At 68.0% G+C, this 26,136-nt stretch carries 26 protein-coding genes and 1 pseudogene; 20 read left to right on the top strand and 7 right to left on the bottom strand.

Annotation, left to right across the window (positions count from 1 at the left end):
* Nucleotides 1–39: 39 nt before the first annotated feature.
* Entirely contained in the window at nt 40–1,293 is a 1,254-nt protein-coding gene (locus ALI44B_RS12700; RefSeq protein ID WP_238592203.1) for a heme/hemin ABC transporter substrate-binding protein, read from the bottom strand.
* A 216-nt stretch (nt 1,294–1,509) separates the two neighbouring features.
* Between ALI44B_RS12700 and ALI44B_RS12705 the strand changes: the two genes are divergently transcribed.
* The 13 genes from ALI44B_RS12705 to ALI44B_RS12760 all read left to right on the top strand — a co-directional run bounded on the left by ALI44B_RS12705 (nt 1,510) and on the right by ALI44B_RS12760 (nt 16,809).
* Nucleotides 1,510–5,232, top strand: coding sequence for an HtaA domain-containing protein (locus tag ALI44B_RS12705; RefSeq protein ID WP_077054979.1), 3,723 nt, complete (start codon nt 1,510–1,512; stop codon nt 5,230–5,232).
* A 247-nt stretch (nt 5,233–5,479) separates the two neighbouring features.
* On the top strand, nt 5,480–6,277 hold the full coding sequence (locus ALI44B_RS12710; protein ID WP_077054980.1) for a GNAT family N-acetyltransferase: 798 nt from the start codon (nt 5,480–5,482) through the stop codon (nt 6,275–6,277).
* 109 nt (nt 6,278–6,386) lie between these two features.
* Entirely contained in the window at nt 6,387–6,866 is a 480-nt protein-coding gene (locus ALI44B_RS12715) for a transporter substrate-binding domain-containing protein (protein ID WP_077054981.1), read from the top strand.
* Nucleotides 6,867–6,868: 2 nt separating this feature from the next.
* Complete coding sequence (locus ALI44B_RS12720; protein ID WP_077054982.1) at nt 6,869–7,849, top strand: cation diffusion facilitator family transporter; 981 nt, start codon at nt 6,869–6,871, stop codon at nt 7,847–7,849.
* A gap of 103 nt (nt 7,850–7,952) precedes the next feature.
* Nucleotides 7,953–8,282: a DUF7882 family protein gene (locus ALI44B_RS12725; protein ID WP_077054983.1), complete on the top strand. Its 330-nt coding sequence runs from the start codon at nt 7,953–7,955 to the stop codon at nt 8,280–8,282.
* A 58-nt stretch (nt 8,283–8,340) separates the two neighbouring features.
* Nucleotides 8,341–11,181: a lamin tail domain-containing protein gene (locus ALI44B_RS16300; protein ID WP_077054984.1), complete on the top strand. Its 2,841-nt coding sequence runs from the start codon at nt 8,341–8,343 to the stop codon at nt 11,179–11,181.
* Complete coding sequence (locus ALI44B_RS16545; RefSeq protein ID WP_268794198.1) at nt 11,178–11,309, top strand: hypothetical protein; 132 nt, start codon at nt 11,178–11,180, stop codon at nt 11,307–11,309. Before ALI44B_RS16300 ends, ALI44B_RS16545 begins: the two co-directional genes overlap by 4 nt.
* Before the next feature lie 92 nt (nt 11,310–11,401).
* Nucleotides 11,402–12,022 carry a hypothetical protein gene (locus ALI44B_RS12735; RefSeq protein WP_077054985.1) on the top strand — a complete coding sequence of 207 codons (621 nt, stop codon included), beginning with the start codon at nt 11,402–11,404 and terminating at the stop codon, nt 12,020–12,022.
* A gap of 225 nt (nt 12,023–12,247) precedes the next feature.
* Complete coding sequence (locus tag ALI44B_RS12740) at nt 12,248–12,937, top strand: hypothetical protein (protein WP_077054986.1); 690 nt, start codon at nt 12,248–12,250, stop codon at nt 12,935–12,937.
* Between the two features lie 158 nt (nt 12,938–13,095).
* A complete protein-coding gene (locus ALI44B_RS15620; protein WP_083709998.1) occupies nt 13,096–13,554 on the top strand; it encodes a hypothetical protein in 459 nt (152 codons plus the stop codon).
* Between the two features lie 14 nt (nt 13,555–13,568).
* Nucleotides 13,569–14,711 carry a phosphoribosylformylglycinamidine cyclo-ligase gene (purM, locus tag ALI44B_RS12750; protein ID WP_238592204.1) on the top strand — a complete coding sequence of 381 codons (1,143 nt, stop codon included), beginning with the start codon at nt 13,569–13,571 and terminating at the stop codon, nt 14,709–14,711.
* Between the two features lie 52 nt (nt 14,712–14,763).
* Nucleotides 14,764–16,221, top strand: coding sequence for an amidophosphoribosyltransferase (gene purF, locus ALI44B_RS12755; RefSeq protein WP_077054988.1), 1,458 nt, complete (start codon nt 14,764–14,766; stop codon nt 16,219–16,221).
* 234 nt (nt 16,222–16,455) lie between these two features.
* Nucleotides 16,456–16,809, top strand: a complete 354-nt coding sequence (locus tag ALI44B_RS12760; RefSeq protein WP_238592205.1) for a TIGR02611 family protein — start codon at nt 16,456–16,458, stop codon at nt 16,807–16,809.
* Between the two features lie 223 nt (nt 16,810–17,032).
* On the opposite strand, the gene ALI44B_RS12765 is transcribed toward ALI44B_RS12760, so the two are convergent.
* Nucleotides 17,033–17,227, bottom strand: coding sequence for a DUF3073 domain-containing protein (locus tag ALI44B_RS12765; RefSeq protein ID WP_077054989.1), 195 nt, complete (start codon nt 17,225–17,227; stop codon nt 17,033–17,035).
* A 242-nt stretch (nt 17,228–17,469) separates the two neighbouring features.
* Complete coding sequence (locus tag ALI44B_RS12770; RefSeq protein ID WP_077054990.1) at nt 17,470–17,685, bottom strand: hypothetical protein; 216 nt, start codon at nt 17,683–17,685, stop codon at nt 17,470–17,472.
* 113 nt (nt 17,686–17,798) lie between these two features.
* Between ALI44B_RS12770 and ALI44B_RS12775 the strand changes: the two genes are divergently transcribed.
* The 7 genes from ALI44B_RS12775 (at nt 17,799) to ALI44B_RS12805 (ending at nt 21,223) form a co-directional block, all read left to right on the top strand.
* Nucleotides 17,799–18,164, top strand: a complete 366-nt coding sequence (locus tag ALI44B_RS12775; protein WP_077054991.1) for an ArsR/SmtB family transcription factor — start codon at nt 17,799–17,801, stop codon at nt 18,162–18,164.
* 19 nt (nt 18,165–18,183) lie between these two features.
* Nucleotides 18,184–18,675: an SRPBCC family protein gene (locus ALI44B_RS12780; RefSeq protein WP_077054992.1), complete on the top strand. Its 492-nt coding sequence runs from the start codon at nt 18,184–18,186 to the stop codon at nt 18,673–18,675.
* 197 nt (nt 18,676–18,872) lie between these two features.
* Nucleotides 18,873–20,042 carry an inorganic phosphate transporter gene (locus ALI44B_RS12785; protein ID WP_077054993.1) on the top strand — a complete coding sequence of 390 codons (1,170 nt, stop codon included), beginning with the start codon at nt 18,873–18,875 and terminating at the stop codon, nt 20,040–20,042.
* Entirely contained in the window at nt 20,039–20,272 is a 234-nt protein-coding gene (locus ALI44B_RS12790; protein WP_077054994.1) for a hypothetical protein, read from the top strand. The genes ALI44B_RS12785 and ALI44B_RS12790 overlap by 4 nt, the downstream gene beginning before the upstream one ends.
* Nucleotides 20,273–20,278: 6 nt before the next feature.
* Nucleotides 20,279–20,671, top strand: coding sequence for an ankyrin repeat domain-containing protein (locus ALI44B_RS12795; RefSeq protein ID WP_077054995.1), 393 nt, complete (start codon nt 20,279–20,281; stop codon nt 20,669–20,671).
* A complete protein-coding gene (locus ALI44B_RS16580; RefSeq protein ID WP_179100268.1) occupies nt 20,664–20,813 on the top strand; it encodes a GH-E family nuclease in 150 nt (49 codons plus the stop codon). The genes ALI44B_RS12795 and ALI44B_RS16580 overlap by 8 nt, the downstream gene beginning before the upstream one ends.
* Before the next feature lie 8 nt (nt 20,814–20,821).
* On the top strand, nt 20,822–21,223 hold the full coding sequence (locus ALI44B_RS12805) for an ankyrin repeat domain-containing protein (protein WP_077054996.1): 402 nt from the start codon (nt 20,822–20,824) through the stop codon (nt 21,221–21,223).
* Between the two features lie 15 nt (nt 21,224–21,238).
* Here the strand turns inward: ALI44B_RS12805 and ALI44B_RS12810 are convergent, their stop codons facing one another.
* From ALI44B_RS12810 to ALI44B_RS12825, 4 genes and pseudogenes are all read right to left on the bottom strand, one after another.
* Nucleotides 21,239–21,922 (bottom strand): metal-dependent transcriptional regulator, encoded by a 684-nt coding sequence (locus ALI44B_RS12810; protein WP_077054997.1) that lies wholly within the window; start codon nt 21,920–21,922, stop codon nt 21,239–21,241.
* Between the two features lie 27 nt (nt 21,923–21,949).
* Nucleotides 21,950–23,989 (bottom strand): APC family permease, encoded by a 2,040-nt coding sequence (locus tag ALI44B_RS12815; RefSeq protein WP_077054998.1) that lies wholly within the window; start codon nt 23,987–23,989, stop codon nt 21,950–21,952.
* A 780-nt stretch (nt 23,990–24,769) separates the two neighbouring features.
* A pseudogene (locus tag ALI44B_RS16465) lies at nt 24,770–25,162 on the bottom strand (PadR family transcriptional regulator); the annotation flags it as partial.
* Nucleotides 25,159–26,097, bottom strand: coding sequence for a DUF4097 family beta strand repeat-containing protein (locus tag ALI44B_RS12825; protein ID WP_077054999.1), 939 nt, complete (start codon nt 26,095–26,097; stop codon nt 25,159–25,161). The gene ALI44B_RS12825 and the pseudogene ALI44B_RS16465, both read right to left, overlap by 4 nt.
* Nucleotides 26,098–26,136 lie beyond the last annotated feature (39 nt).

A 26,136-nucleotide genomic window follows, 5' to 3' on the forward strand; every position in this document is an offset into this window, starting at 1 on the left:
GCGTGGCTGCGGCCGAGGTGTCCGCGGGTTTCGCGGCGGTCATTCGGCGCTCGGGCTGCTGCTCGTCGTCGAGCCCGCGGCGCCCACGCTGTCGGGTGCCCACAAAGCCCGCGCCAGGGCATCCACGATCTGCGGTGTGCGCGGCCCGAAGCTCAACACATCACCATCGGCCATATCGATGACGCGCTTGTGCTGGCCGGCGGGCGTCGAGGCGATGGCGGGGACGCGCTCGATCAACCCGTCGATGCCGTCCACCGATTCGAGGCCGTCGGTCATCATGAGCAGCACGTCGGGGGCGGCCTGCACGATCGCCTCGGCCGTCATGGGCTTCATGCCCTGCCAGCCGATCTCGCCCGCGACATCCACGCCGCCGATGGTTTCGATCAGGGTGTCGGCGCCCGATCCCTCGCCGAAGAGGTAATAGATCCCGGCGCTGCCCCGCACATAGAGGAACATGACGCGCGGCCGGTCGGATGAGCGAGCGGCGACCTCGTTCACCTGCGCCGTCACCGCGGCCAGCTCGCCGTCGACCCGCGTCGAGAGTTGCTCGCCAACCGAGCTCACGCCGAGCGCCGTCGCGACCTCGTCGATGATCTGGTCGACGTTGTCGATGCGGCGATCGGGCGTGATGACCACGACGGGGATGCCCGCGTCGCGCAATTGCTGCCGCACCTCTTTCGGCCCGATGGTCGTGTCGGTGAGCACGACGGTGGGCGCCAGCTCGAGAATCGCCTCGCCGTTCAGCGAGTGGCCGCTCGAGGTGACGACCGGCAGGTCTGCCGTGCCGGGGAACGTGGTCGAGGTGTCGCGCCCCACGAGGTTGTCGCCCAGCCCGAGACCCCACACGGTCGCGGCCAGCGTTCCCGAGATGTCGATCGCGAGAATGCGGCTCGCGTCTTCGACCGTCACGGTGGTGCCCTCGCTGTCGGTCACGGTGACGGGCAGATCGGATGCCGGAGCCTCGGCCACGGGCTGCACGCCCTGGTTTTCGAGGCACGCCGTCGTGCCGCCCTCGACGGCCGCCGGATCGTCGGCGAGCGCGAGTTCGCTGAGCGGTGTGGCGCTGCCCGGGCACGCGGGCACGGTGGCTGACGTCGTGCCGCCCGACGCGGGCCCGGATGTCGGAGCGCCGGCCGTCTGGCATCCGGTGAGCGCGAGGGTGACGGCCGCGGCCGCTGCTGCCGCTGCGATGCCGACCGAGAACGGCCGACGAACCGAGGCCGAGTGGCCAGACGGCGTCGCACGGGTGGTCGACGTCTGGGAGCGGTGACGAGGGCGGTGAAGGATGCGCACGGGGCCGATTCTGTGGAAGTTAATGAGGTAAGGCTAACCTGAGCTTGACAGGGGCTCGACGGCCCCGATACTTTCTTAGCATAGCCTCACCTAACCCGCCACATCGGCGGAATTCCGGGGCTGACACAGCACTCGACCCGCGCCCCGCGCGCCCCGCCCCCAGCGGTCCGACCCCTTCTCGGACCGTCAACAGGTATGCCATCAGGAGCACAACCCGTGACAACACACCCCTCCGCACAGCCCGGGCCGCGCACGCGGCGCCCCCTGCGCGCCGCCCTCGCCAGCCTCACCGCGGCGCTGCTCATCGTCGGCGGTTCGTTCGCCGGCGCGACGGCCGCGACGGCCGAGGCGCTCGCCCCCGATTCCGCGACCGCGGCCGCGACGGCCGCAAACCCCGCGGCCGAGAGCCCGGCAGTCGACGCCACGTCATCCGAAGCTCCTGCCGTGGACGCTCCTGCCGCAGCACCCACCGCCGCGCCCCAGGCCGCCGCCGCTGTCGCCGCGCCCGCCCTGACGATCACTCCCGCGACGGATGTCGACCCCTCCGTCTCGAACACCTTCACCGTCACGGGCACCGGCTACGTGGGCGACGCCGCCGTCAACGGCGCTTATGTCGTCCTCGGTGAGAAGGCCAAGTGGGCGGGCGAAGGCCCCCTCCCCGCCGAGGGCTGGGCGGCGCTCTCTTGGGTGATGCCGCGCCAGATCGTCGACGGAAAATTCACCACGACGCTCACCATCCCGGCTGGCACGTTCGACCCGTCGAAGGCCTACCACGTGGGCACGTCCGCCGCGCACGGCCTGTCGGTCACGAACCGCTCGCTCGACGCCTTCGCGGCCATCGGCATCCGCCAGCCGGCGCCCGTCGCCGACCCGAAGATCACGGTCACGCCGGCCGCAGACATCGACCCGGCCGTGGCGAACACGTTCACCATCACGGGCACGGGCTTCGTCGGCCCCGGTGCCGCCAGTGGTGCCTACGTCGTGCTCGGCGAGAAGGCCAAGTGGTCCGGCGAGGGCGCCCTTCCGGCAACCGGTTGGGCCGGACTCGCCTGGGTGATGCCGCGCCAGATCGTCGATGGAAAATTCACCACGACGCTCACCATCCCGGCCGGCACCTTCGACCCGTCGAAGGCCTACCACGTGGGCACGTCGGCCGCGCATGGCCTGTCGGTCACGAACCGCTCGCTCGACTCGTTCGCCGACCTGAGCATTCGTCAGCCCGCGCCCGTCGCCGACCCGAAGATCACGGTCACGCCCGCATCCGATATCGACCCTGCCGTCGAGAACACGTTCACCGTGACGGGCACCGGTTTCGTCGGCGACGCCGCGGTCAACGGCGCCTATGTTGTTCTCGGCGAGAAGGCGAAATGGTCGGGAGAAGGCCCCCTGCCCTCCGCCGGCTGGGCTGCGCTGTCCTGGGTCATGCCGCGCCAGATTGTCGAAGGAAAATTCACGGTCACCCTCAAGATCCTGGCGGGCACGTTCGACCCGTCGAAGGAATACCACGTCGCCACGAGCGCAGCTCATGGGTTGTCGATCACCAACCGCACGCTCGACTCCTTCGCGGGCCTCTCGATCCGCCAGCCCGTGCCCGTTGCACAGCCGAAGATCACGGTGACTCCCGCATCCGCTATCGACCCCGCCGTCGAGAACACGTTCACGGTGAAGGGGACCGGTTTCACGGGCGAGGCCGCGGCGAGCGGTGCCTATGTGCTGCTCGGTGACCGCGCGATCTGGTCGGGCAACGGTCCACTGAAGGCCGACGGATGGCTGTCGACCAACTGGGTCATGCCGCGCCAGATCGTCGACGGAGCCTTCACGCTCACGATCAAGATCCCCGCCGGGGCCCTCACCTACGGCGTCGACTACCAGGTGGCCACGAGCGCCGCTCACGGTTTGTCGGTCACGAACCGCTCGCTCGACACGTTCCAGCAGCTCACGCTCGTGCCGCAGCCCGCGAAGTCCACCAGCACGACGCTCGCCGCCTCGGCCACGAGCATCTCGGTGGGCGATTCCGTGCGCTTCGACTTCACGGTGGCCCCCGCCGTCGACGGCACCGTCACGCTTCTGGATGGCTTCACCGTGCTGGCGAGCGACGTGCCCGTCCGCGCGGGCTCCGGGTCCTTCTCGACCTCGACCCTCTCCGCCGGTGTCCACTCGATCACGGCGCGTTTCCTGCCGAACCCCTCGACGGGTCTCGAACCCAGCACCTCGAATCGTGTGACGATCTCGGTCTCGTCGATCATCCCGCCCCAGCCGCCCACCCCTCCGACCCCGCCGACGCCCCCGACCACGCCCACGGCCCCCGTCAGCGACCCCACGCGTGCCGGCTCGCTCAGCTGGGGTGTCGTCTCGAGCTTCCGCGCCTACATCACGGGCTCGATTGCCAAGGGTTCCATCCAGGTTTCGGGCGGAGCCACGAGCTCCGGCGGCGCCTTCCAGTTCGGCCAGTCGAACGGTTCGTTTGATCTCGCGACCAACACCGGTTCCGCCGGCTATTCGGGTGCGGTGCGCTTCACGGGCCACGGCGGGGCGCTGGACGTCACGCTCGCCAACCCGCAGATCCAGGTCACCTCGGCCACCGCGGGCACGCTCTCCGCGACCGTCAACGGCACGCCGACCACGCTGGCCACGCTCGACCTGCAGTCGGCCGCGCGTTCCACGACGGGCAACTCGGTCACCTACCGCAACGCGCCCGTCACCTTCACGGCCGCGGGCTCCGAGGTCTTCCAGGGCCGCTATGCGACGGGCGATCCGCTCACCTTCACGATCGGTGTGGCGGGGGCTGCTCCGGCGGGCACCGCGGGAACGGTCGCTCAGGCATCCGGTGCCGCCGCCGCGACCTCGACGACGCCTCGCCTGCCGGCCACCGCACCCGCGAGCACGGGTATCGTCCTGACCGACGAGACGCGAGCGAAGCTCATCGCCGGCGACGAGGTCACGGTCTCGGCCGACGGCTTCCAGCCCACCGAGAAGAACATCCGCGTGGTCGTCTACTCGACACCCACCGTGCTCGCCTCGGGCCTCAGCGCCGACGCGTCGGGAGTCGTCACCTGGACGGGCAAGCTGCCCGCCACGCTCGAGCCCGGTGAGCACACGCTCACGTTCCAGGGGTCGATCAGCAAGGGTGTCGTGTTCGAACTGCCCGAGGTCACGACGCTCGCGGCGGGGTCGTGCCTCGTCGAGAACGCCACGCTCGATTGGGGCTTCAAGGAGTCGTTCCGCAACTACATCGAGGGCATCGCCCGCGGTGGGTGGGAGCTCGCCGACGGCGCCACCTACACCTACCCGACCTTCGGCTTCACGGGCGGAAAGGGCTCCTACAACCCCGAAGAGTCCTCGGGTGTGGTGTCGTTCGGCGGCAGCATCCGCTTCACGGGCCACGACGGCGCCCTCAACACGACGCTGACGAACCCTCGGATCGAGTTCGTCGACGACACGACGGCCTACATCCTGCTCGACGTCTCGGGCACGACGCAGGACGGTCAGGCCATCGCCGACACGGCCATCCGGTTCGCGAAACTCGACCTCGCGTCGGGCACGGTGAGCCAGGATGCCGGCAGCGTCACGGGTGCCGACATCGCCGCCGTCCTCACCGACGAAGGGGCCGCCGCGTTCGGCACCTACGCCGCCGGTGAAGAGCTCGACCCGGTCGCCTTCACGGTTCCGCTGCCCGCCGACTGCGGCGTCGCCGCGGCCCCGGCCGCCGAGGAGGAGACCGAGGTGACGACGACCGACACCCAGGCCGAACTCGCCGCGCCGGCCGCATCCACGGGCGACACCTCGTGGATCGTCTGGGCCATCGTCGCCGCCTTCGTGCTCCTCGCCGCCCTGGCGCTCGTGTGGATCGTCGTCGCCCGTCGCCGCTCCGTCTCCGCCGCTGCGGCAACAGGCTCCGGCCCCACCTCGAACGACGTGACGCCGGGCCCCCTGGCCTAGCCTCACGCCGCGAGGGCCGTGCCCCAAACGCGGCCCTCGCCAGATCGCCCCCGGTGCCCACGCGCCGGGGGCGATTCTGTTCCCCCTGCCCCTCTCGCGTCCCTCGGCACCAGGCACCAGGCACCAGGCGCCAGGCGCCGGGCACCGGGCATCAGGCGCTCCGAGCGGAGCAGCCGGTGGCTGGCGCGCCGCCCGACATCCAACCGCCCTCATCGCGCCCGCCCCCGATCGCCATTAGGGTGCTGTCGTGCTTCCCTCTCCGACGACACGACTGCGGTTCCGCGAGATGACGCTGGACGATCTCGACGACATGGCCGCGCTGCTCGGCGACCCCGCGGTGATGACCTATTACCCCGCCCCGAAGTCCCGCGCCGAGGCCGAGCGCTGGATCCGCTGGAACCTGGCGAACTACGCCGAGCACGGTTTCGGCTTGTGGATCGTCGAAACACACGACGGCGAATTCGTGGGGGATTGCGGGCTCACGCTGCAGACCGTCAACGGTCGGCTCGAGTTAGAGGTCGGCTACCACGTTCGCGCGGCCCTCCACGGCCAGGGATTCGCCACGGAGGCAGCATCCGCCTGTCTCACTTTCGCGCTCGACCACACAGTGGCGCGCACACTCGTCGCCATCATCGACCCCGCCAACAGGGCATCCCGATGCGTCGCCGAGAAGATCGGGATGCACCGCCTGCTCGACGACGGCGCTGACGGCGACGAGACCAAGCGTCGGCACGTCTTCGGGGTCAGGCTCATCCGCGACCCCGCGGAGAAGGCAGCCTACGACGCCGTCTGGGACGCCGATCCGATCGGAGTAGCCGAATTCCGGCACGCCGCCGAGGACGAGTACGACGCCGTCGCCGGCGTGATCGCCTCCTGGGTTCACGCTGATCCCGCCATTGGCCTCGCACAACTCGCCGACCGGTTGGACAGGCACTTCGCCGAACACTTCGGCTTGTCCGACACCTCGCACGACGCTCGCGCCATCGCGCAGGCGACTCTCGCCGCGGGTGCGGGCAGCCCGAATGACCCGCCCGTCGAAGGCTGAATCGGGCGGTCGGCGAGCGGCGTTACTCCGACATCCGATTCCTGTCCACCCCCACCCTTTTTCAGGCCCGAACGGGACTTCGCCGTCGAACCGTTCCTAAACTGGTGCGGTGAAAAAGTGGGCATCGATCGTGGCCGCCGGCTCGCTCGTCGCACTGGTGAGCGGCTGCGGCATCACCGTGCCGTCCGACCCCGACGGCACGCTCGACAGTGTGCGCGGCGGCGAGCTGCGGGTCGGCGTTTCGCCCAACGACGACTACACGGTCGTCAACGGGGATGACGTGAGCGGCATCGAACCCGAGGCCGTGCGCGCCTTCGCGGCCACCCTCGACGCCGACGTCGACTGGACCATCGGGTCGGAGCAGGCCCTCGTCAAGAAGCTCGAGAACGACGAGATCGACCTGCTCATCGCGGGCATCACCGACGACACCCCGTGGGTCGACAAGGCGGGCGTCAGCCGCGCCTACGCCGAGCACCCGGGCGTGGACGGCCGCATGGAGAAACACGTCATGCTCGTGCAACTCGGCGAAAACGCGTTCCTCAGCGAACTCGAACGTTTCCTCGGCGACTACACGCGGACGGAGGGTTGATCGTGGGTCGTTCGTCGAAAACGACCCCCGTGCGGCTCGGCCACACGGAGCTGCCCGAGCGCCAGACCGAGGTTCTGCGCCGAGCCATCCGCCTCGAATGGATCACGATCGGGTTCCTCGTCGTCACCGCGACCCTCGTCTTCCTGGTGCTCGGCAATTCGCAGGCGATGAAGTCGGCCTGGATCGAGGACCTGCTCTCCTTCATCCCGCCGATCGCGTTCCTCGTCGCCATCCGCGTCAACCGTTTAGCTCCCACACGCCGGCATCCGTATGGCTACTACCGCTCGGTCGGGGTCGGTCACCTCGTGGCCGCCGTCGCCCTGACCGGCATGGGTGCGTACCTCATCGTCGATTCGGCCATCGGCCTGTTTTCGGGCGAGCATCCGACCATCGGCACCGTCGATCTGTTCGGAAACGTGATCTGGCTCGGCTGGCTGATGATCGGCGTGATGGCGGTGACGGCCGTGCCGCCGGTGATCGTCGGCCGCATCAAGATGAAGCTCGCTCGCGAGTTGCACGACAAGGTGCTCTACGCCGACGCCGATATGAACAAGGCCGACTGGATGACTTCTATCGGCACGATCGTCGGCGTCTCGGGCATCGGCCTCGGCCTGTGGTGGCTCGACGCGTCCGCCGCCATCTTCATCGCGGGCAGCATCGTGTCCGACGGCGTGCGCAACCTCAAGTCGGCCGTGCTCGATTTGATGGATGAACGCGCCACGACGTTCGATGAGAAGAAACCCCACCCCCTGACGGCCGAGGTCGAGGACTACCTGCGCGGCCTCCACTGGGTGGCCGAGGCCGGATGCCGCGTACGCGATGAGGGCCATGTCTTCCACATCGAGGCGTTCGTCGTGCCGCGCAAACGCCGCCTGCCCTCGCTCGACACCCTCGAGGAGGCCCGCGATGGCTGCGCCGACGTCGACTGGAAGGTGCACGACGTCGTGATCGTGCCCGTGTCGAAGCTGCCCGACGTCGTCTGATCGCGATCCCGCACCCGATCGCGATTCATCTGCGCACTTCCCGCCTGATACTGTCCCCCCAAGTCGGAAATGCCCGACGCGCTCCAACAAGGGATGTAGCACCATGGGAAAACTCATCTACGGGATTGCCCCCGCTATCGAAATCGACGACCGCGGCCTCCGCCACCTGCAGGTCGCCATCTTCACCAAGCTGCGCCGTGACGAACGCTTCACCTTCAGCTGGGGCGATGAAGCCCTCGTCGGCGAAGATCTCGCGCTCGAAGAGGGCGAGGGCAAGTTCGGCACGGTCTGGCTCTCGAGCGCGGCCTCCCTCTACTTCAGCTACGACCGCCACCCGTCTGGCCCCCTCAACAAGGCCTGGGTCGAAGCGCTGCTCGAGATAGCAAACCGCACGGGCGGCCTCCGCCTCATCTCCGAGCCCGCCGCCAAGTAGGTCCGACCTGGCCTGACCCGGCCTGAGCGTCTGCGGCTCGCTCGGGTCCACGTCGGGCTTGCTCCCTCGCCGCGGCGTCGACGCGACGCCCGCGATTCGCCTGCCGTTCACCTGTGGTTCGCCCGGCACCGCCACGATCGAAGAATCCCTCGTTCTTCGCCCGAAAGGCCTGCCCGTGCGCTCACTTTCTCGGTCCTCGTGGGGTGCGCTCACGCTCGCCCTGCCGGTCGCCGCCGCCCTGCTCGCCCCGGCCGCGCTCGCCGCTCCGGCCAGTGCAGCCGCCGCCCCGATCGCAGCCGATGCTGCCGCCCCCATCCGCATCAATGAGGTCGAATCGGATGCCTCGCCCACCGACTGGGTCGAACTCACCAACATCGGCACGGCGCCCGTCGACATCTCGGGCTGGATCGTCAAGGACGACACCGACACGCGCACCGACGCGTTGCCCGCCGGAACCGTCCTCGCTCCCGGAGCATTCTTCGTCTTCGACCAGCCAGCCATGAGCTACGGCCTCGGCAAGGCCGACTCCGCCCGCCTCTTCGCGCCCGACGGCACCACGCTCGTCGACAGCTACTCCTGGACCGCGCACGCCGCCACCACCTACGGCCGCTGCGTCGACGGCACCGGCGCCTTCACCCTCGCGGCCGCGCCGACCAAGGGCGCCCCGAACGCCTGCACCGTCGATCCCGCCGACGTCGTGCGCATCAACGAGGTCGAGTCCTCGGGCGGCACCCCGGGCGACTGGGTCGAATTCACCAACATCGGCACGACCGCCGTGGATGCCTCGGGCCTCGTCCTGCGCGACGACGACGACACGCACTCCTACGTCCTCCCGGCCGGCAGCACCATCCCCGCGCGCGGCTTCCTTGCCGTGGGCGACCCCGAGGTCACCTTCGGACTGGGTGGCGCCGACGCGGCCCGCCTCTTCGCCGCCGACGGTTCGACTCTCATCGACAGCTACTCGTGGACCGCGCACGCCGCCACCACCTACGGCCGCTGCGCCGACGGCACGGGCGCCTTCGCCCTGACCACGGCCCCCACGCGCGGCGCCGCCAACGCGTGCGCCCCCGTCGCGGGCGCCGGCGTGCGCATCAACGAGATCGAGTCGAACGGCGGAACGCCCGGCGACTGGGTCGAACTCCTCAACCCCACGTCCGCGGCTATCGACCTGAGCGGCTGGATCGTCAAGGATAGCGCCGACGACCACGTCACGGTGCTGCCCGCCGGCTCGACCATCGCCCCCGGCGCCTTCTTCATCGTCGAGGAATCGACGCTCGGCTACGGTCTCGGCTCGGCCGACGCCGTGCGCCTCTTCGCCCCCGACGGCGTGACGCTGGTCGACCAGCACTCCTGGACCACCCACGCCGCCCTCACGCTCGGCCGTTGCCCCGACGCGACGGGCCCCTTCGCTGCGACGACGTCCTCCACCAAGGGCGCCCCGAACGTGTGCGACGGCACCGGCGGGGGAGACGACGGCGGCACGGGCGGCGGCGACATCCTCACCCTCCCGTGGGCCGGCGAGCAGACCGTCGACACGGTCGACCCCGCCAACCTGTTCGGCACCAACCTCAGCGGCCTCGCCTTCGAGCAGACCGCCGACCCCTCCGACGCCGACACCCTCTGGGCGGTCAAGAACGGCCCCGGAACCCTCTACCGCCTCGACGCCTCCGCCACCGGCTGGGCCCCCTCGACCGACGCCGGCTGGTCGAACGGCAAACTCCTGCACTATGCCGATGGCACAGGCGATGTGGATGCCGAGGGCGTCACGTTCACAGCCGCGGGCCCGTCGGGCGGCATCTTCGTCTCGACCGAGCGCAACAACGCCGACTCCAAGATCAGCCGCCCCTCGATCATCCGTTACGACGTGACCTCGACGGATGCCGCACTCTCGGCCACGCGCGAATGGAACCTCGCCGCCGACCTCGCCACCGACGTGCCCACCATCGGCGCCAACGCCGGCCTCGAGGGCATCACCTGGATCCCGGACGCCGACCTCGTCGCACAGGGCTTCGTCGACGAGCGCACCGGCGCCGCCTATAACCCGGCCAGCTACCCCAACCACGGTGACGGCCTCTTCTTCGTGGGCCTCGAAGCGAACGGCAGCATCTACGCCTACGCCCTCGACCAGAACTCCGGCGCCGTGAACCGCGTCGCCACGATTACGAGCGGCTTCCCGTCGGTCATGGAACTCGAATACGACCCCGCGACCGACCTGCTTTGGGCCGTCTGCGACGACACGTGCGAAGGCCGCTCGGCGCTTCTGAGCGTCGCGCAGAAGCCTGTTGGTGCCGCTGCTGCCGCTGCGCCTACTGCTGCCGCTGCGCCTGCTGCCGCCGCGGTCCCCGCCGCAGCTCCCGGCCGCTTCGCCATCACGGCCGTCCTCGAGCGCCCGACCGGCATGCCCAACGTCAACAACGAGGGTTTCGCCATCGCGCCGAACGCGCAGTGCACCGACGGCCTGAAGCCCGCGATCTGGTCGGACGACAACGGCACCGACGGTCACTCGCTCCGCCAGGGAACGATCGCCTGCCTCGCCGACGCGGTCGCTCCGGTCCCCGTGCCGTCGCCGACCCCGGCCCCCTCGGCAACACCGGGCGCTTCCGACCCCGCGGGCACGCCGGGCACGACTCCGGTCCGTTCGTCGGCCACCTCGGGCCTCGCCTCCACCGGCGCCACCCCCCTCATGGCCATCGGCGCCGCGGCCGTGCTTCTGCTGGCGGGCCTCGCGGTCTTCATCATTGCTCGCGTGCGTCGCGCGCGCTCGAATGCGACAGTCGACGCGGGCGCTGCCGGCGTCCCGACCGGCGCTCCCGGCACCGCCCAGGCCAGCTCAGCCGACGCCGCCCACGCCGACACGGCTCCGACATCCGCCCCCGACCGAAACGGCGACGCCTCATGACGCTCAAGAAGTTCGGCTCGATCACGGCCACCCTGGCGACGCTCGTCGCGCTCACCCTGACGTCCGGTCTGACGGTGCTCACCGAGTACGCCGACGAGCGCGAGGTCCAGGCCGAGTACGACTGGTAGACGGGATGTCGGCGGCTCCGAGCGCTATCACGCGCCACCGGCTCGCACAATGCATCTTTAGTGGTGTGTGCCGTGCCACTACGCTCGGAGCCATGCGCCGAACTCCCGCCCTCACCGTGTCCGCCCTTGCACTCACGCTCGCTTTCGGCGTCGTGGGATGCTCGACCCCGTCGAACGACGACTCCTCGCCCGCTGCCGAGTCTTCCTCGAGCGAAAGCCCCTCGTCGACGCCTACCTCGGAGTCGAACGAACTCGACGTCGCCCCCGCAGCCGGTGCCCTCATCACGGGCGACGGCTACACCTACAACGTTCCCGAAGGCTGGGAGCTGCAGGACAAGTCGATCGCCCCCGGGACCGACACGGCAGCGGCGGATGTCACCACCACAACCGACTTCGCCAACAACGTCAATGTCATCCTGAGCCCCGCCGGCGCCCTGACTCCCGACCAGGTCGAGAGCATGGCCGCCAAGGAGCTCGAGGCCGCCGGAGCCACCGACGTCACGGTCGAGCCCCGCATCATGTTCGGCGGCAAGGAGTCCGCCCACATCAGCGCCGGCATGACCGCGAGCGGCGCCACCTACCGCATCCACCAGTACTACGGCACGAACGATGACCAGACCTACATCGTCACGTTCTCCTTCGGCACCGATGTCGCCGACACCGAGGCCGTCGAGATCTCGGAGTCGATCCTGGCTTCCTGGACCTGGAGCTGACCTCAGCCCACCGACGCAACACAGCCCGCACGGCGAAAGGCCGCGAATCCCCGGATTCGCGGCCTTTTCGTGTGCCCGGCACCCCCATTCCTGAGAGTTAGCGGGGTGCAATATAACGGAAAGGTCACGACACCAATCCTTTTCGGGCAGGGTCCCGAACCCCTGACATCACCGAGCACGATCCACCGGGACATCCGCCCCACACACGAACGAAGGATTGACACCATGCGTAAATACATGAAGACCACACTCGGAGTTGCTGCTGCTGGCGCTCTCGCTTTCTCTCTCGCCGCGTGCTCGACCGGTGGCACGACCACCGAGTCCAGCTCTTCGCCGTCCTCCAGCTCCTCGTCGTCGGCTGACGCGACGCCCACCCCGCTGGCCTCGATCCCCGACCTCTCGAAGGGTGTCGACACCCAGGTCGCCGTCGACGCGTCGTTCGTCGACGCTCTGACCTCGCTGGGTCTGACCCCCGGCACCGTCGGAACGGCAACGTTCACCGATGGCACGTTCTCGTTCCCGATCACGGGCGGCAACGTCGACTACTACGACCCCGAAGAGGACTACCGTCCCTACGTTCAGGGCACCATCGACCACGAGGGTTCCGGCCTGTCGTTGACCGCCGGCGCGAAGGTCGTCGAGCTCAGCAACTTTGTCGTCGACCCGGGCACCTCGAAGCTCATGGGTGACGTGTCCGTCGATGGAACCGTTGCTGTTGAAGACGCCGTCCTGTTCGACCTCCACGGTGGCACCCTGAAGCCCCTCCAGATGGATGGCGACAACGCGATCCTCGAGGGCACCACGGTCCACATCTCTGACGACGCTGCTGCGCTTCTGAACGAGACCTTCGGCACCGACAAGGTCGCCGGCGGAATGCTCGTCGGTGTCGCCAAGATCACCGTCGCCACCAAGTAATTCAGCTCCACCCGTAACACGCACCAGTTTGGGGTCGCCGATTCTCACCCGTTGAGAAACGACGAGAAGGGCCCGGCATCCATGGATGTCGGGCCCTTCGGCGTGTGCCCCGGCATCCGCTCGGCGTCTGTCTCCCCAAAGTGCGCGACAATAGAACTATGAGCATTTCCCCCGGAGACCGGGACCCGCAGGGCGACCTGTCGCCCGCAGCGCCGCAGCCCCCGGCGGCCCAGCCCGATGTCCAGGCACAGGCCGCCGCGCAGCCCGCACAGGCACCCGCGCCGCAACCCGAGCCCGATTTCGTCGAGACCCTCGAAGACGCCGACGAAGAGATCGTCATCCGCCGGTCGCCGCGCTACCTGAACTTCATCCTGCTCGGGGCCCTGCTCGGCGCCATCGTCGCCTTCGTGCTCACGCTCGTCTTCCCCGAGAACCCCGACTACTCGCGCATCCAGGTCTTCGGATTCCTGCTGCTGGTGTGCGGCGTCATCGGCATCGCGCTGCTGAGCCTCGTCGCCATCCTGCTCGAACGAACAGTCGGCCGTCGTGTGATGCGCGCCCGAGCAGATAAACTGGGAGCACGCATTCCTCCCCACGAACCCGAGGGCAACGCCTGAGCATGAACTCTTCCGTGTCGAACAGCACCGCCCCCGCAACCGCGGCAGACCCAACGGGGTCGGCCAGCTATCGGGAGGCCGGGGTCGACACCGCAGCGGGTGACCTGGCCGTCGAGCTGATGAAGGCCGCTGTGCAGAAAACGCACGGGCCCGAGGTGCAGGGCGGAGTGGGCGGTTTCGCCGGGCTCTTCGATGCATCCGCCCTCGTCGGCATGTCCAAGCCGCTTCTCGCCACGTCGACCGACGGCGTGGGCACGAAGGTCGCCATCGCGCAGGCCATCGACAAGCACGACACCATCGGCCAAGACCTCGTCGGCATGGTCGTCGACGACATCGTGGTCGTGGGCGCAAAGCCGCTCTTCATGACCGACTACATCGCCTGCGGCAAGGTCGTGCCCGCCCGCATCGCCGATATCGTCGCCGGCATCGCGCGCGCCTGCTCCGACACGCGCACGGCACTCGTCGGCGGCGAGACGGCCGAGCACCCCGGCCTCCTGGGCCCCGACGACTACGACGTGGCAGGCGCGGCAACGGGTGTGGTCGAGGCCGACGACGTACGCGGCGCCCACCTCGTGGCCGACGGCGACGTCGTGCTCGCGCTCGAGTCCTCGGGCCTCCACTCCAACGGTTTCTCGCTCGTGCGCCACATCCTGGCCCAGCGCGGCATCGGGTTCGCCGACCACTCCGACGACTTCGGCGGCATGGTGGGCGAGGCGCTGCTCGAACCCACGCGGCTCTACACGTCACCGCTCGTCGACCTGCTGGCCGACGAGACGCTGGGGCGCAGCATCCACTCGCTCTCGCACGTCACGGGCGGCGGCATCGCGGCCAACCTTGCGCGCGTGCTGCCCGTCGGTTCGTGGGTCGAGGTCGACCGCAGCACCTGGTCGCCGGCCCCCGTGTTCCGCATCCTGAGCGACCTCGCGGGCACCACGCTCGAGAGCGCCGAGGGCACCTGGAACCTGAGCATCGGCTTCTTCGCGGTCGTCAGTGCAGCGGATGCCGCGGCCATCGCCACGCACCTCACCAACACCGGCATCCCCACGTGGCCTGTCGGCACCATCCACATGGGCGAGCGCGACCTCGCCGGCTTCGAGCAGGGCGCCAAGGGTGTCGACGGAGGCGCCGTGCGTCTCGTCGGCTCATACGCCTCCTGATGACTTCTTCCTGTTTTTCCCTCACCTCTCAGCACCCCGGAGCTCACTAAGCATGTGCGGAATCGTCGGCATCGTCTCAACCGAGCCGGTCAACCAGCAGGTCTACGACAGCCTTCTCCTTCTGCAGCACCGCGGCCAGGACTCGACGGGTATCGCCACCGTCGACGGCCGCACGGTGCACATGGTCAAGGCGAAGGGGCAGGTGCGCGAAGCTTTCCGCACGCGCGACATGCGCTCGCTCCTCGGCACCATGGGCCTCGGCCACGTGCGCTACGCCACCAAGGGTGACGCGGCCAACGAGCAGGAGGCGCAGCCGTTCTACGTGAACGCCCCCTACGGCATCGTCCTCGTGCACAACGGCAACCTCACGAACACGCGCGAACTGGCGGATGACCTCTTCCACGTCGACCGTCGCCACGTGAACTCCACGAGCGACACCGAGATGCTGCTCAACGTGCTTGCGACCGAGCTGCAGGGCCAGGTGTCGGGCCTCGAGCTCGACCCCGACCAGATCTTCGCGGCCGTCGAGCAGGTGCACGAGCGCGTCGAGGGTTCCTACGCCGTCATTTCGATGATCGCCGGGCAGGGTCTGCTCGCGTTCCGTGACCCTTACGGCATCCGCCCGCTCGTGCTCGGCCGTCGTGCCGTCGGCATGGTCGGCTACGAATACATCGTCGCCTCCGAGTCGCTCGTGCTCGAGTCGGCCGGCTACGAGATGGTGCGCGAGGTGGCGCCCGGCGAGGCCGTCTTCATCACCATCAGCGGTGAGCTCTACTCGCGTCAGTGCGCCAAGAACCCGCGCCTCGTGCCCTGCTCGTTCGAATACGTCTACCTGGCCCGCCCCGACTCCATCATGAACGGCATCTCGGTCTACGAGGCGCGTCTGCGTCTCGGCAACCGTCTCGCCGACACCATCGCCGAATACACGCCCATGGGCGATATCGACGTGGTCATGCCCATCCCCGATTCGGCCCGCCCCGCCGCCATGCAGGTGGCGCAGAAGCTCGGCGTCGAATACCGCGAGGGCTTCTACAAGAACCGCTACGTGGGCCGCACCTTCATCATGCCCGGGCAGGCGCAGCGCAAGAAGAGCGTGCGCCAGAAGCTCAACGCCATGGGCAGCGAGTTCAAGGGCAAGAACATCCTCATCGTCGACGACTCGATCGTGCGCGGCACCACGTCGAAAGAGATCGTCGACATGGCCCGCGCGGCCGGGGCCAACAAGGTCACGTTCACGTCGGCCGCGCCCCCCGTGCGCTACCCGCACGTCTACGGCATCAACATGCCGTCGCGCGGCGAGCTGATCGCCCACGGCAAGAAGATCCCCGAGATCGCCCGCGAACTCGGCGCCGACAACCTCATCTATCAGGAGGTCGCCGACATGAAGAGTGCCATCCTCGAGGGTTCCTCGCTCACCGAGCTCGAGATGAGCTGCTTCACGGGCGAATACGTCACGGGCACCGTGACCCCCGAATACCTCGACTGGGTCGAGCGCACGCAGCTGTCCTAGTTTCAGGCGGGGCGCGTATCGGGTCGCTGGTCTCGCTTATCGCTGTGGCGCTGTGCCGCGGTGTCGGGCGTCCATCGCGCGCCGCTCTGGCGTGCCTCAGCGTTGTGCCGTTGTGGTGTCGCCTCCGTCTGGTCGTGGCGTGAACCGGTGCGGGAGCTGAGCGACACCGGCGGATGGCCTGGGAGGCTCGGGCCTGCCCGTGACTGTGGCTCGGGCATCCGTTAGTTTGGGGCTATGGACGAGCGGCAGCAGCAGATGAGCAGGGATATCGCGATCGGCGAGAGCCCGCGCCAGCCGTTGCGCCAGTTCTTGCGCGCACTGCGAGCCCACCTCGACAAGTGGCCCTGGGCGCGTGCCGCCTATCGCATCGCCGTCGCCCTTATCGGCGGCACGGTCGTCGTCGTCGGCCTCATCATGGTTCCGCTGCCCGGCCCCGGCTGGCTCGTCGTCTTCCTCGGTTTCGCCATCCTCGGCACCGAATTCGCGTGGGCCAAGAAGGTCGCCGCGTTCGTCAAACGCCAGCTCGCCCGGTTCTGGGCCTGGTACAACGCCCGCCGCGCCCGCAAGCGCGCTGGCGCCGCTGCCTAGTTCCAGCCTCGCTTCTGACCTCTCACAACGCTCCGGGCTGCGGCGAGATTCGCAGTGTTTCTAGTGCTCCGACGCCGACGCCGACGTAACGTTCGCGCTGGCGCTGGCGCTGACGTTCTCGTCCCCGGACATGCGAAACGGCCGCTCACCGTGGTGGTGGAGCGGCCGTTTCGAGGTTGTTGCGTGTGCGGAGTGCGCAGCGAACGGGCGGCGGAGCGGGGCTCTACGCGCGCTTGGGTTCGTCGCGGTTGACGTCGTCGCCGACGTACTCCGACCACTTCGACAGTTCGTCGTTGTATTCGTCGGATGGGTGCCCTGTGAGCTCTCTCTCGAGAGCGTCATAGTTGACATCAGGACTGAAGGACTTGAGCTCACGTGCGATCTTCGTGTGCTTTGCCTTTTGACGGCCGCGCCCCATGCGAGACCCCCTCACGAATCAGTTGCCGAACGGATGGTGCCGCCCGGAGGTTTCACCAACCAGGGAACGATAAAGACTAAACGCCAGCTTATCATGTGGCGTGAATGCTAACGCCCGGCGGAGACGAGTCCCAGCCGGTATGCAGGAGTGGTGGCGCAGTCTCGGCGCCGACTCCGAGAGCCACGATACCGCAGCTCGAAGGTCGCGTGCCGCGGCATCCGTTCGTTCGTTCGAGAGGGACGCTATCGGGACCTCTGCCGGCGGGACACGACGTCCAGCCCGATCGCGAGGGTGAACCAGAACAGTGCGAAGAGGATGCCGATGAAACCGACGTCCTGGCCCGACACCCAGAGGCCCGCCCCGAGGGCGAAGAATGTCGCCGCCAGCGCGAAGCTCGCGATCGCGGCCACGTTCCAGGCCGAGATGCGTCGGTGCTGCGGGGTGCGTATTGCGTCCACGGCACCAGCTTGGGTGCCCGAGTGCCCGGTGTCGAGCGGATCGTGATGAACATTCGGTGACGGAGCCGGCTCGGTCTTCCCTTTCGTGGCCGAGCGGCGTAACGTACAACCAAATGGTTGCACAAACGATATCCCCCGATTCGCTGAGCGACGACCAGGTCGATCGCCTCTTCCACGCGCTTGCCGACGCCACCCGGCGTGACATCGTCACGCGTGTCATGGATGACGAGTTCTCGGTCACCGAATTGGCCGCACGCTATGACATGTCGTTCGCGGCCGTTCAGAAGCATGTCGCGGTACTCGAACAGGCGGCCCTCGTCTCGAAGGAGCGTCGCGGGCGCCAGCAAATCGTGCGCGGCAATGTCGACACCGTGCGTCGAGCCAATGAGCTGCTCGCGGCCTACGAAGACCTCTGGCGTCAGCGCTTCGCACGCATCGACGACCTGCTCGCCGAAGAACCTGTCGCCAGCACCGAATGATCTAGAAAGGAACCTCATCATGAGCAACGTCACGATCGAGAAAGATCTCGAGAACCTCACGCTCGAGATCGCCGCGGAGTTCGACGCCTCGGCCGATCAGGTCTGGCAGATCTGGGAGAACCCGCGCAAGCTCGAGCGGTGGTGGGGTCCGCCCACCTGGCCGGCCACGTTCGAGAAGCTCGAGCTGCACCCCGATGGAGCGGCGGCCTATTACATGACCGGCCCCGACGGTGAGAAGGCCCGGGGATGGTGGCGCGTCGTCGCCGTCGAGCCACCTACGCGCTTCGAATTCGAGGATGGCTTCGCCGACGAGAACGGCGACCCGGTCGAGTCGCTCGGTTCCACGCGCGCCGTCGTCACGATCACCGAGGCGGGAAGCCGCACGCGAATGAGTATCCTCAGCCGTTTCGAGAGTCTGGAGCAGATGGAGGAGATGGTGAAGATGGGCATGGAGGAGGGCATGAGCCAGGCCTTCACACAGATCGACGCACTCCTCGACCCGGAGGGGTAGCGGCCCGAGTGGTGGGCCCGGGCCGGCGGCAATGGTGCCGCAGCTCGGGCAGCGGGGCAGCGGTGGCGATGGGCGGGCGCGACATCCGATGTTCATCTGCCGTTGGGATGACGCGGGCGAGACGCAGGACTTGACTGTCTGGGTGCGGCAGCGAGCCGCCGCCCGCGGTCCGTCGCCGCAGGGGAAGGAGCGTCTCGATGGATGTCCTCGTCACCGTCATGCTGGTCGTCGCCATCGCCCTGGTGTTCGACTTCACGAACGGGTTCCACGACACCGCCAATGCCATGGCCACCTCGGTCGCCACGGGGGCGCTCAAACCGCGAGTGGCCGTCACGATCTCGGCGGTGCTCAACCTGGTCGGCGCGTTCCTCAGCACCGAGGTCGCCAAGACCATCTCGGGCGGCATCATCAACGAGGGGGATGGCGGCGTGGCGATCACGCCCGTCATGATCTTCGCGGGGCTCGTCGGAGCCGTGCTGTGGAACGTCGCCACGTGGTATCTCGGCCTGCCCTCCAGCTCGACGCACGCGCTCTTCGGCGGCCTCATCGGCGCCGCGATCGTCGGGGCCGGTTTCGACGCTGTCAACTTCGGCGCGGTCGTCTCGAAGGTGCTGCTGCCCGCGCTCATCTCGCCGCTCGTGGCCGGGGCCATCGCCCTGCTCGCCACCTACCTCGCGTACAAGATCACGAAGAACGCGACCATCCGTGGGTCGGAGGCCGGGTTCCGGCACGGGCAGACCATCTCGGCGTCGCTTGTCTCGCTCGCCCACGGCACGAACGACGCGCAGAAGACCATGGGTGTCATCACGCTCACGTTCATCGCGGCCGGTTACCAGCAGAGCGGCACGGGCCCTCAGTTCTGGGTGATCGCCGCGTGCGGTCTGGCGATCGCGCTCGGCACCTACCTGGGCGGATGGCGCATCATCCGCACGGTGGGCAAACGCATCACCGACATCACGTCGCCGCAGGGGTTCGCGGCCGAGACCAGTTCGGCGGCCACCATCCTCGTGTCGTCCCACCTGGGTTTCGCGCTGTCGACCACACAGGTCACGTCGGGTTCGATCGTGGGCGCCGGGCTCGGCAAGAAGCTCGCGTCGGTGCACTGGAACGTGGTCGGCAAGATCGCCATCGCCTGGGCCTTCACGCTGCCGGCGGCTGCCATCGTCGGCGGGCTCGCGGCCTGGGCGGCCTCGCAGAGCACGTTCGGTCTCATCATCGTCGCGGTGCTCGCCGTTGCCGGCGGCCTCACGTTCTACGTGCTGTCGCGCCGCCACCCGGTCACGCACGAAAACGTGAACGAAGACTCATCCGCCGCCGGTGACGCCGATCCCGCCGCACCCACCGAGAAAGCAGGGGCCTCAGCATGACGAACTTCCTGGGCATCGACTGGGGCGCTTTCGCCCTCGTCTTCGTGGTGGCGCTCGTCGCCACGGCCGTCATCGTCTCGTCGTTCGCCACGGCCCTGCGCCTGCTCGCGGCCGGCGGCGACGTCGGTCACCGGCCGCCCGCCGCAACCGTGGGCGCCTACGCCTGCTTCGCGGTCGGGGTGGCCGCTGTCCTCTACGGCCTCTACCTGATCATCCCTCAGTTCCACTAGCCGGCCGTGCTAGATCGTGCCGGGCGGACGCCGCTGCACTACGCAGCGCTAAGTGACGATGTCACTGAAATGAGGCGACTGATTCAGAATGGCGCATCCATAGATGCACCGGATACCCGAGGCAATACGCCCCTTCATTTTGCAGCGCAGGAGCGCAATGCCGCCGCCGTGCGCGAACTCATCGATGCTGGTGCCTCAATAGATCCGCAGGACGTCTACGGAAATACCCCGCTTAGTACGGCGACGTTTTATTCTGAGGGGGAAGGCGAGATCATCAAGATGTTGTTAGCAGCGGGGGCCGACATGCGCCTACCTAACCATTACGGACAGACGCCAATTGGATTGGCTGAATTGATCGCGAACTTCAATACCCGCGTGCACTATCCGGCTGGTGAATGAGTGGTGGCGAACTGCGCAGATAGCCCGAGATCAAAGGTGGGCACGCGCCGATCTGATCGAATTCGAAAACGACGCTTCCCACTATCAAGTGGAAGATTCCGTATCCAATCGAAGCCACAAGTACGAGGTGCCTCCATGCTAGATAGAGCCATGCGAACTGCTCTGCACTACGCCGCGTTAAACAACGACGTCGACGAGATTCAAAGGCTCATCAGGAGCGGCGAGTCGGTCGACGCGTCGGACTCGCTCGGTTTCACGCCGCTTCACTTCGCGGCGCAGGAACGAAATGTCGAGGCGGTCCGTGCGCTCATCCAGGCTGGAGCATCGATCGATGCTCAAAACGTCTATGGAAATGGCCCCTTGTCAGTCGCAACCTACTATTCACAGGGAGACGGCGACATCATCACGTTGTTGCTGGCCGCAGGGGCGGATATGCATCTCGCGAACAACTATGGTCAGACTCCGATCGGGCTGGCCAGCATGATCGCGAACTTTGACGCGCGAGTTCATTTTCCGTCCGATGATGGGGCCGGCGAACAGCCGCTTGCCTAATGAGGTGCCGCCGGCTCAGTGGTCGGCGGTGACCCAGATGGCGCGGGCCGCCGGCATGCCGAGTTCGCGCTCGACCGTTGAGGCGGGCTCGCCGACGCGCACCGAGACGGTGCCCGCGAAGTCGCGGTTGCGCACGACCGTGACGGGGTGGTCGAGGCCGAGGCCCAGCTCGTCGAAATAACGCAGGATGTCGGGGTCGTCGTCCGAGATGCGCACCACCACACCCGAGGCTCCGTCGGGCAGGTCGCTCAGGCGCACGGCGTCGGGCAGGTGCGGGTCGCCGTCGGCCGACGGGATCGGGTCGCCGTGCGGGTCGCGGGTCGGATGCCCCAGCTTCTCGTCGATGCGCTCGATCATGTTGTCGCTCACGGCGTGTTCGAGCACCTCGGCCTCGTCGTGCACCTCGTCCCAGCCGTAGCCGAGCTCGCGCACCAGGAACGTCTCGATCAGCCGATGCCGGCGCACCATCGAGATGGCGTAGCGGCGGCCGCGCTCGGTGAGCTCGATCGAGCGGTAGGGCGCATGCGTGATGAGCCCCTGCTCGTCGAGCCGCTTGAGCGAATCCGACACGGTCGACACGGCCACGCCCAGCTGCGCGGCGAGTGATTTCACGGTGGCGTGCTGCCCGGGCCATTCCTGGCTCGACCAGATCAGCTTCAGGTAGTCCTGAGCGGTGTTGGAGAGGTCGGAGACTGCCACGTCCCCATCATAGGGAGCTACTTCTTCCTACTTCTTGCTCTTCACGGGTCCGCGTGGCACGGCCTTCTCGGGCCGCACGGGCTCGCCGCGTCGTTCCTGACCGGGCAGCGGCCGAGACCGGCGCCCATAGATGAGCTCGGACGAGTCGAGAAGCCACGGCACGATCGTCACCGACACACCGTGCATGAGCAGCAGCTGCTGGCGGATGCGTTTGGCGCGGCGGTTGTGCAGCAGGCTCTCCCACCAGTGGCCCACGATATACATGGGCATGTACACGGTGACGACCTCGGAGCCGTGCTCCTCGCGGTGCGCCTTGATGTACTTCAGCACGGGGATGGCGAACTCGCGGTACGGCGATTCGAGCACCGTCAGCGGCACGTGGATGTTCATCTCCGACCACTGCTTCTCGAGCTTCTTGGTCGACTCCTCGTCGACCGCGATGTGTACGGCCTCGAGGCTCGCGTGGTTGGCCGCGATGGCGTAGTCGAGCGCCTTGAGCGTGGGCTTCTGCATCCGGTTGACCAGCACCATGGCGTGGTCGCCCGAGGCGCCGAAGGTGGTCGTGGGGTCGACCTCGATCTCCTTCTCGACATCCCGGTAGTAGCGGTTCACGCCGAGCATGAGCGTGTAGAGGATGGGCATGAGCACGAAGACCAGCCAGGCGCCGTGCGTGAACTTGGTGATGGTCACGACGATGAGCACGGATGCGGTGAGCAGCGCGCCGAACGCGTTGATGGCGAGCGACGGCCAGATCTCGCGGGGCTTGGCGTCGTGCTGCCGCAGCGCCCGCAGCCAGTGCTTGACCATGCCGATCTGCCCCAGCGTGAACGACACGAACACGCCGATGATGTAGAGCTGGATGAGCTGCGTGAGGTTCGCCTGATAGACGACGAGGATGACGCACGCGGCCAGGCCGAGAATGATCATGCCGTTCGAGAACACGAGGCGGTCGCCGCGCGTGTTGAGCGAGCGGGGAGCGTAGGAGTCGCGGGCCAGCACGGCGCCGAGCAGCGGGAACCCGTTGAACGCCGTGTTGGCGGCCAGCAGCAGCACGCACGCCGTGACGGCCTGGATGAAGAAGAAGGGGATGCTGTTGGCCCCGAACACGGCCGTCGCAACCTGTGCCATGAGGCTCGGCTGCGGGGCCGTCTCGCAGTTCGCGAAGCCCTGCAGGTGGCACGCGTTCTCGGCGTAGTGCACCCCCGAGATGAGCGCGAGCGCGGTCAGGCCGGCGAACAGCACGATGGCGGTTCCGCCCATGAGCACGAGCGTGGTCTGCGCGTTCTTGATCTGCGGGCGGCGGAACGCGGGCACGCCGTTCGAGACGGCCTCGACACCCGTGAGCGCCGAACATCCGCTCGAGAACGCGCGCAAGAGCAGCAGGATGAAGGCCGCCTGCGTCAGGTTCTCGCCCTGCACGGTGTAGGACGCGCTCTCGGCAACGGGGGCGTCGCCGAACAGGGTGCGCACGAGGCCGGCGACGATCATGACGAGCACGCTCGCGATGAAGAGGTAGGTGGGGATGGCGAAGGTCTTGCTCGACTCGCGCACGCCGCGCAGGTTCACGGCCATGATCACGAGCACGAAGCCCACAGCGATCTCGATGCGATAGGGGTTCAGCATCGGGATGGCCGAGATGATGTTGTCGACACCCGAGGCCACCGACACGGCCACGGTGAGCACGTAGTCGACGAGCAGGGCGGATGCGACGATCAGGCCGGCTTTCTCGCCCAGGTTCTTGTGGGCGACCTCATAGTCGCCACCGCCGGAGGGGTAGGCCTTGATGAGCTGCCGGTAGCTCGCGACGACGACGAGCAGCAGCACGATGACGGCCACGGCCACCCACGGCGCGAAGCTCAGGAACGCCAGGCCGCCGAGCAGCAGGATCATGAGCAGCTCTTGCGGCGCGTAGGCCACCGAGGAGAGCGCGTCGCTCGCGAAGATCGGCAGAGCGAGCCGCTTCGGCAGCAGCTGCCCCTCGAGTTTTTCGGTGGGGAGGGGATCACCGATCAGCCAGCGTTTCGCCGACCGACCCTCTTGTTGCGGCTCGCGCCCGTCTAGTGTCACGAGCGGCGATCCTACTCCTGTGCGGGGCCGCCGCCTAGCCGTCGGAGGTCGCTGTTTACGCGGTGTTCGGCCGCGGTATTGTGAGGCCCCCTCGACCGGGGGTCGGCGCGCGCCTGGCGGTTCGCGGGGGATATGCAGCTGAGCCCCGACCAGCGTTCGGTCGGGGCTCAGCGGGCTGTCAGGCGCGTGGATGCTCGAGCGTCAGCGTTTGCGCAACCAGATCACCACATCGGCGAGACGTGAGCGCAATTCGCGCACGTCGTCGTTCGACAGCGAGCCGTCCGCGGCACGGCGCCGCAGCTCGGCTCGAATCTGCTGCCGGGCGTCGTTGAGCGAGAGCTCGGCCTCGCCGAGCGCCAGCCGCGCGGCGACCCGCGGGTCGAACCGGTTGGCGGAGTTGCTCGACGTGTTGTCTGACGAGTCGGCAGACTCGTGGCCCGCGGTGTTACCCGCGGCGCTCGCCGACGCGTCGCCCGAGGCGTCCGAGTCGGTGTCGGCCGCAAAGTCGCGGGATCCATTGCCCGCGAATCCTGTTTCAGACGTTGCACTATCTGTCGCGGCGTCGAAGCCGGAGGCGGAACTCGTCTTCGGCTCGAAACCCGTCGTTCCGTTTCCGCTTCCGTAGTCAGGTGCGGTCGTGCCGCCGGGGGAGCCGTTGCCGGTGCGATTCGCATCTGGCGTGGCGCCGGACGCCGCTGCACCGCGGCCGTGCTCGGTCCGCGCCGAAGGGTCGCCCCAGGGGTTGCCGAACCCCCAGTCCGACCATGACTTCTTCTGGCCGTGCGGTTCGGGCTCGCGCGCGGCCGAGGCGAGATCGGCGCGCAGGCTGCGCATGGCGGCGCTCACATCCGATCGCACTTCGTCGGCCAGGCGGCGCACCGAATCGGTCACCTCGTCTTCGATGGACGAGAGCTGATCGGCTTTGGCGGCCAGCTCGGCGCGGCCCGCATCCGTGATCGTGTAGATCGACTTGCGGCCGTCGGTCGTTTTCGTGACGAGCCCCTCTTCCTCGAGCTTGGCGAGCCGGGGATAGATGGTGCCGGCACTGGGGGAGTAGGTGCCCCCGAAGCGATCGGTGAGGGCCTGGATGAGTTCGTAGCCGTGCTTGGGCGACTCCTGCAGCAGGTGCAGGAGGTAGAGGCGCAGGCTGCCGTGCGCGAAGACGGGGGTCATTCGGCGGGGCTCGCGGGCGCGGAGGGCGCGGTGGGAGAGGAGGGTGCGGTGGGTGCGGTGGGCCCGGAGGGAGCGGAGGGCTGGCCGGACGTGGACGAGGCGGATGAGGTGTGGCCCGCGTCATCCCGATCGCGTCGCAGCACCGAGATGTCACCCGAGACCGAGTTGGCCGCGATGTCGACATAGAAGCTGTCGTCGGCGCCGATGGTGGTCGTGTTGTAGCCGCGGCCGCGCGTGCTCGTGATCACGTTGCCGTCGAGACGCAGGGCACCCGTGACGGTGTTCGCCACGTAGCGCGCGCCGAGGCCCGGGTCGATGCGGGCGGTCAGCGCGCCCGAGACGGTGTTCGACGAGATCTTGTCGACGTGCCCGCGGATGTCGAGGAACGTGTCGGCCGTGATGCCGTCGGCCGAGAAGCGCTCGATGCGCCCCGTGGCCGTGATGTCGCCCGAGACGGTCTGCACGTCGACGCGCCCGGTGTGGTTCTGGATGCTGACCTCGCCGCTCACGCTGTGCACGTCGATGTTGCCCGTGATGCCGTCGAGCTGCAGTTCACCCGAGACGGTGCTGAGCTTGGCATCGCTCGTGAGGCCCGAGACGAGAGCGCCCGCCGTGACGGTGCCGAACGTGAGGGCGACGGCGCGAGGAACGAGCAGGCTGATGGTGACCTTGGCCGAGTTTGCGCCGAAGTTGCGGAACACCTCGAGGAAGTTGTTCCAGGCCACCTGGGGATGGTCGATGTCGAGACGATCGCCGTTGATCTCGATCTTGAGGTCTTTGCCGTGCACCTCGTGCACTTCGATGCGGGCGGTCTCTTCGTCGTGGCCGACGAGGTTGATCTGACCGCCGGCGAGGGCGACCTTGAGCGAGCGCACGATGCCGAGATCGATGACGCGTTGCTCGCCGGGGCGGACGATCCATTTTTCGAGAGTCATGATGGGCCTTTCCTTGGCGATGCTCGGTCGAGCTATATC

Source organism: Leifsonia sp. ALI-44-B (assembly GCF_001984125.1).
Lineage (GTDB): Bacteria > Actinomycetota > Actinomycetes > Actinomycetales > Microbacteriaceae > Okibacterium.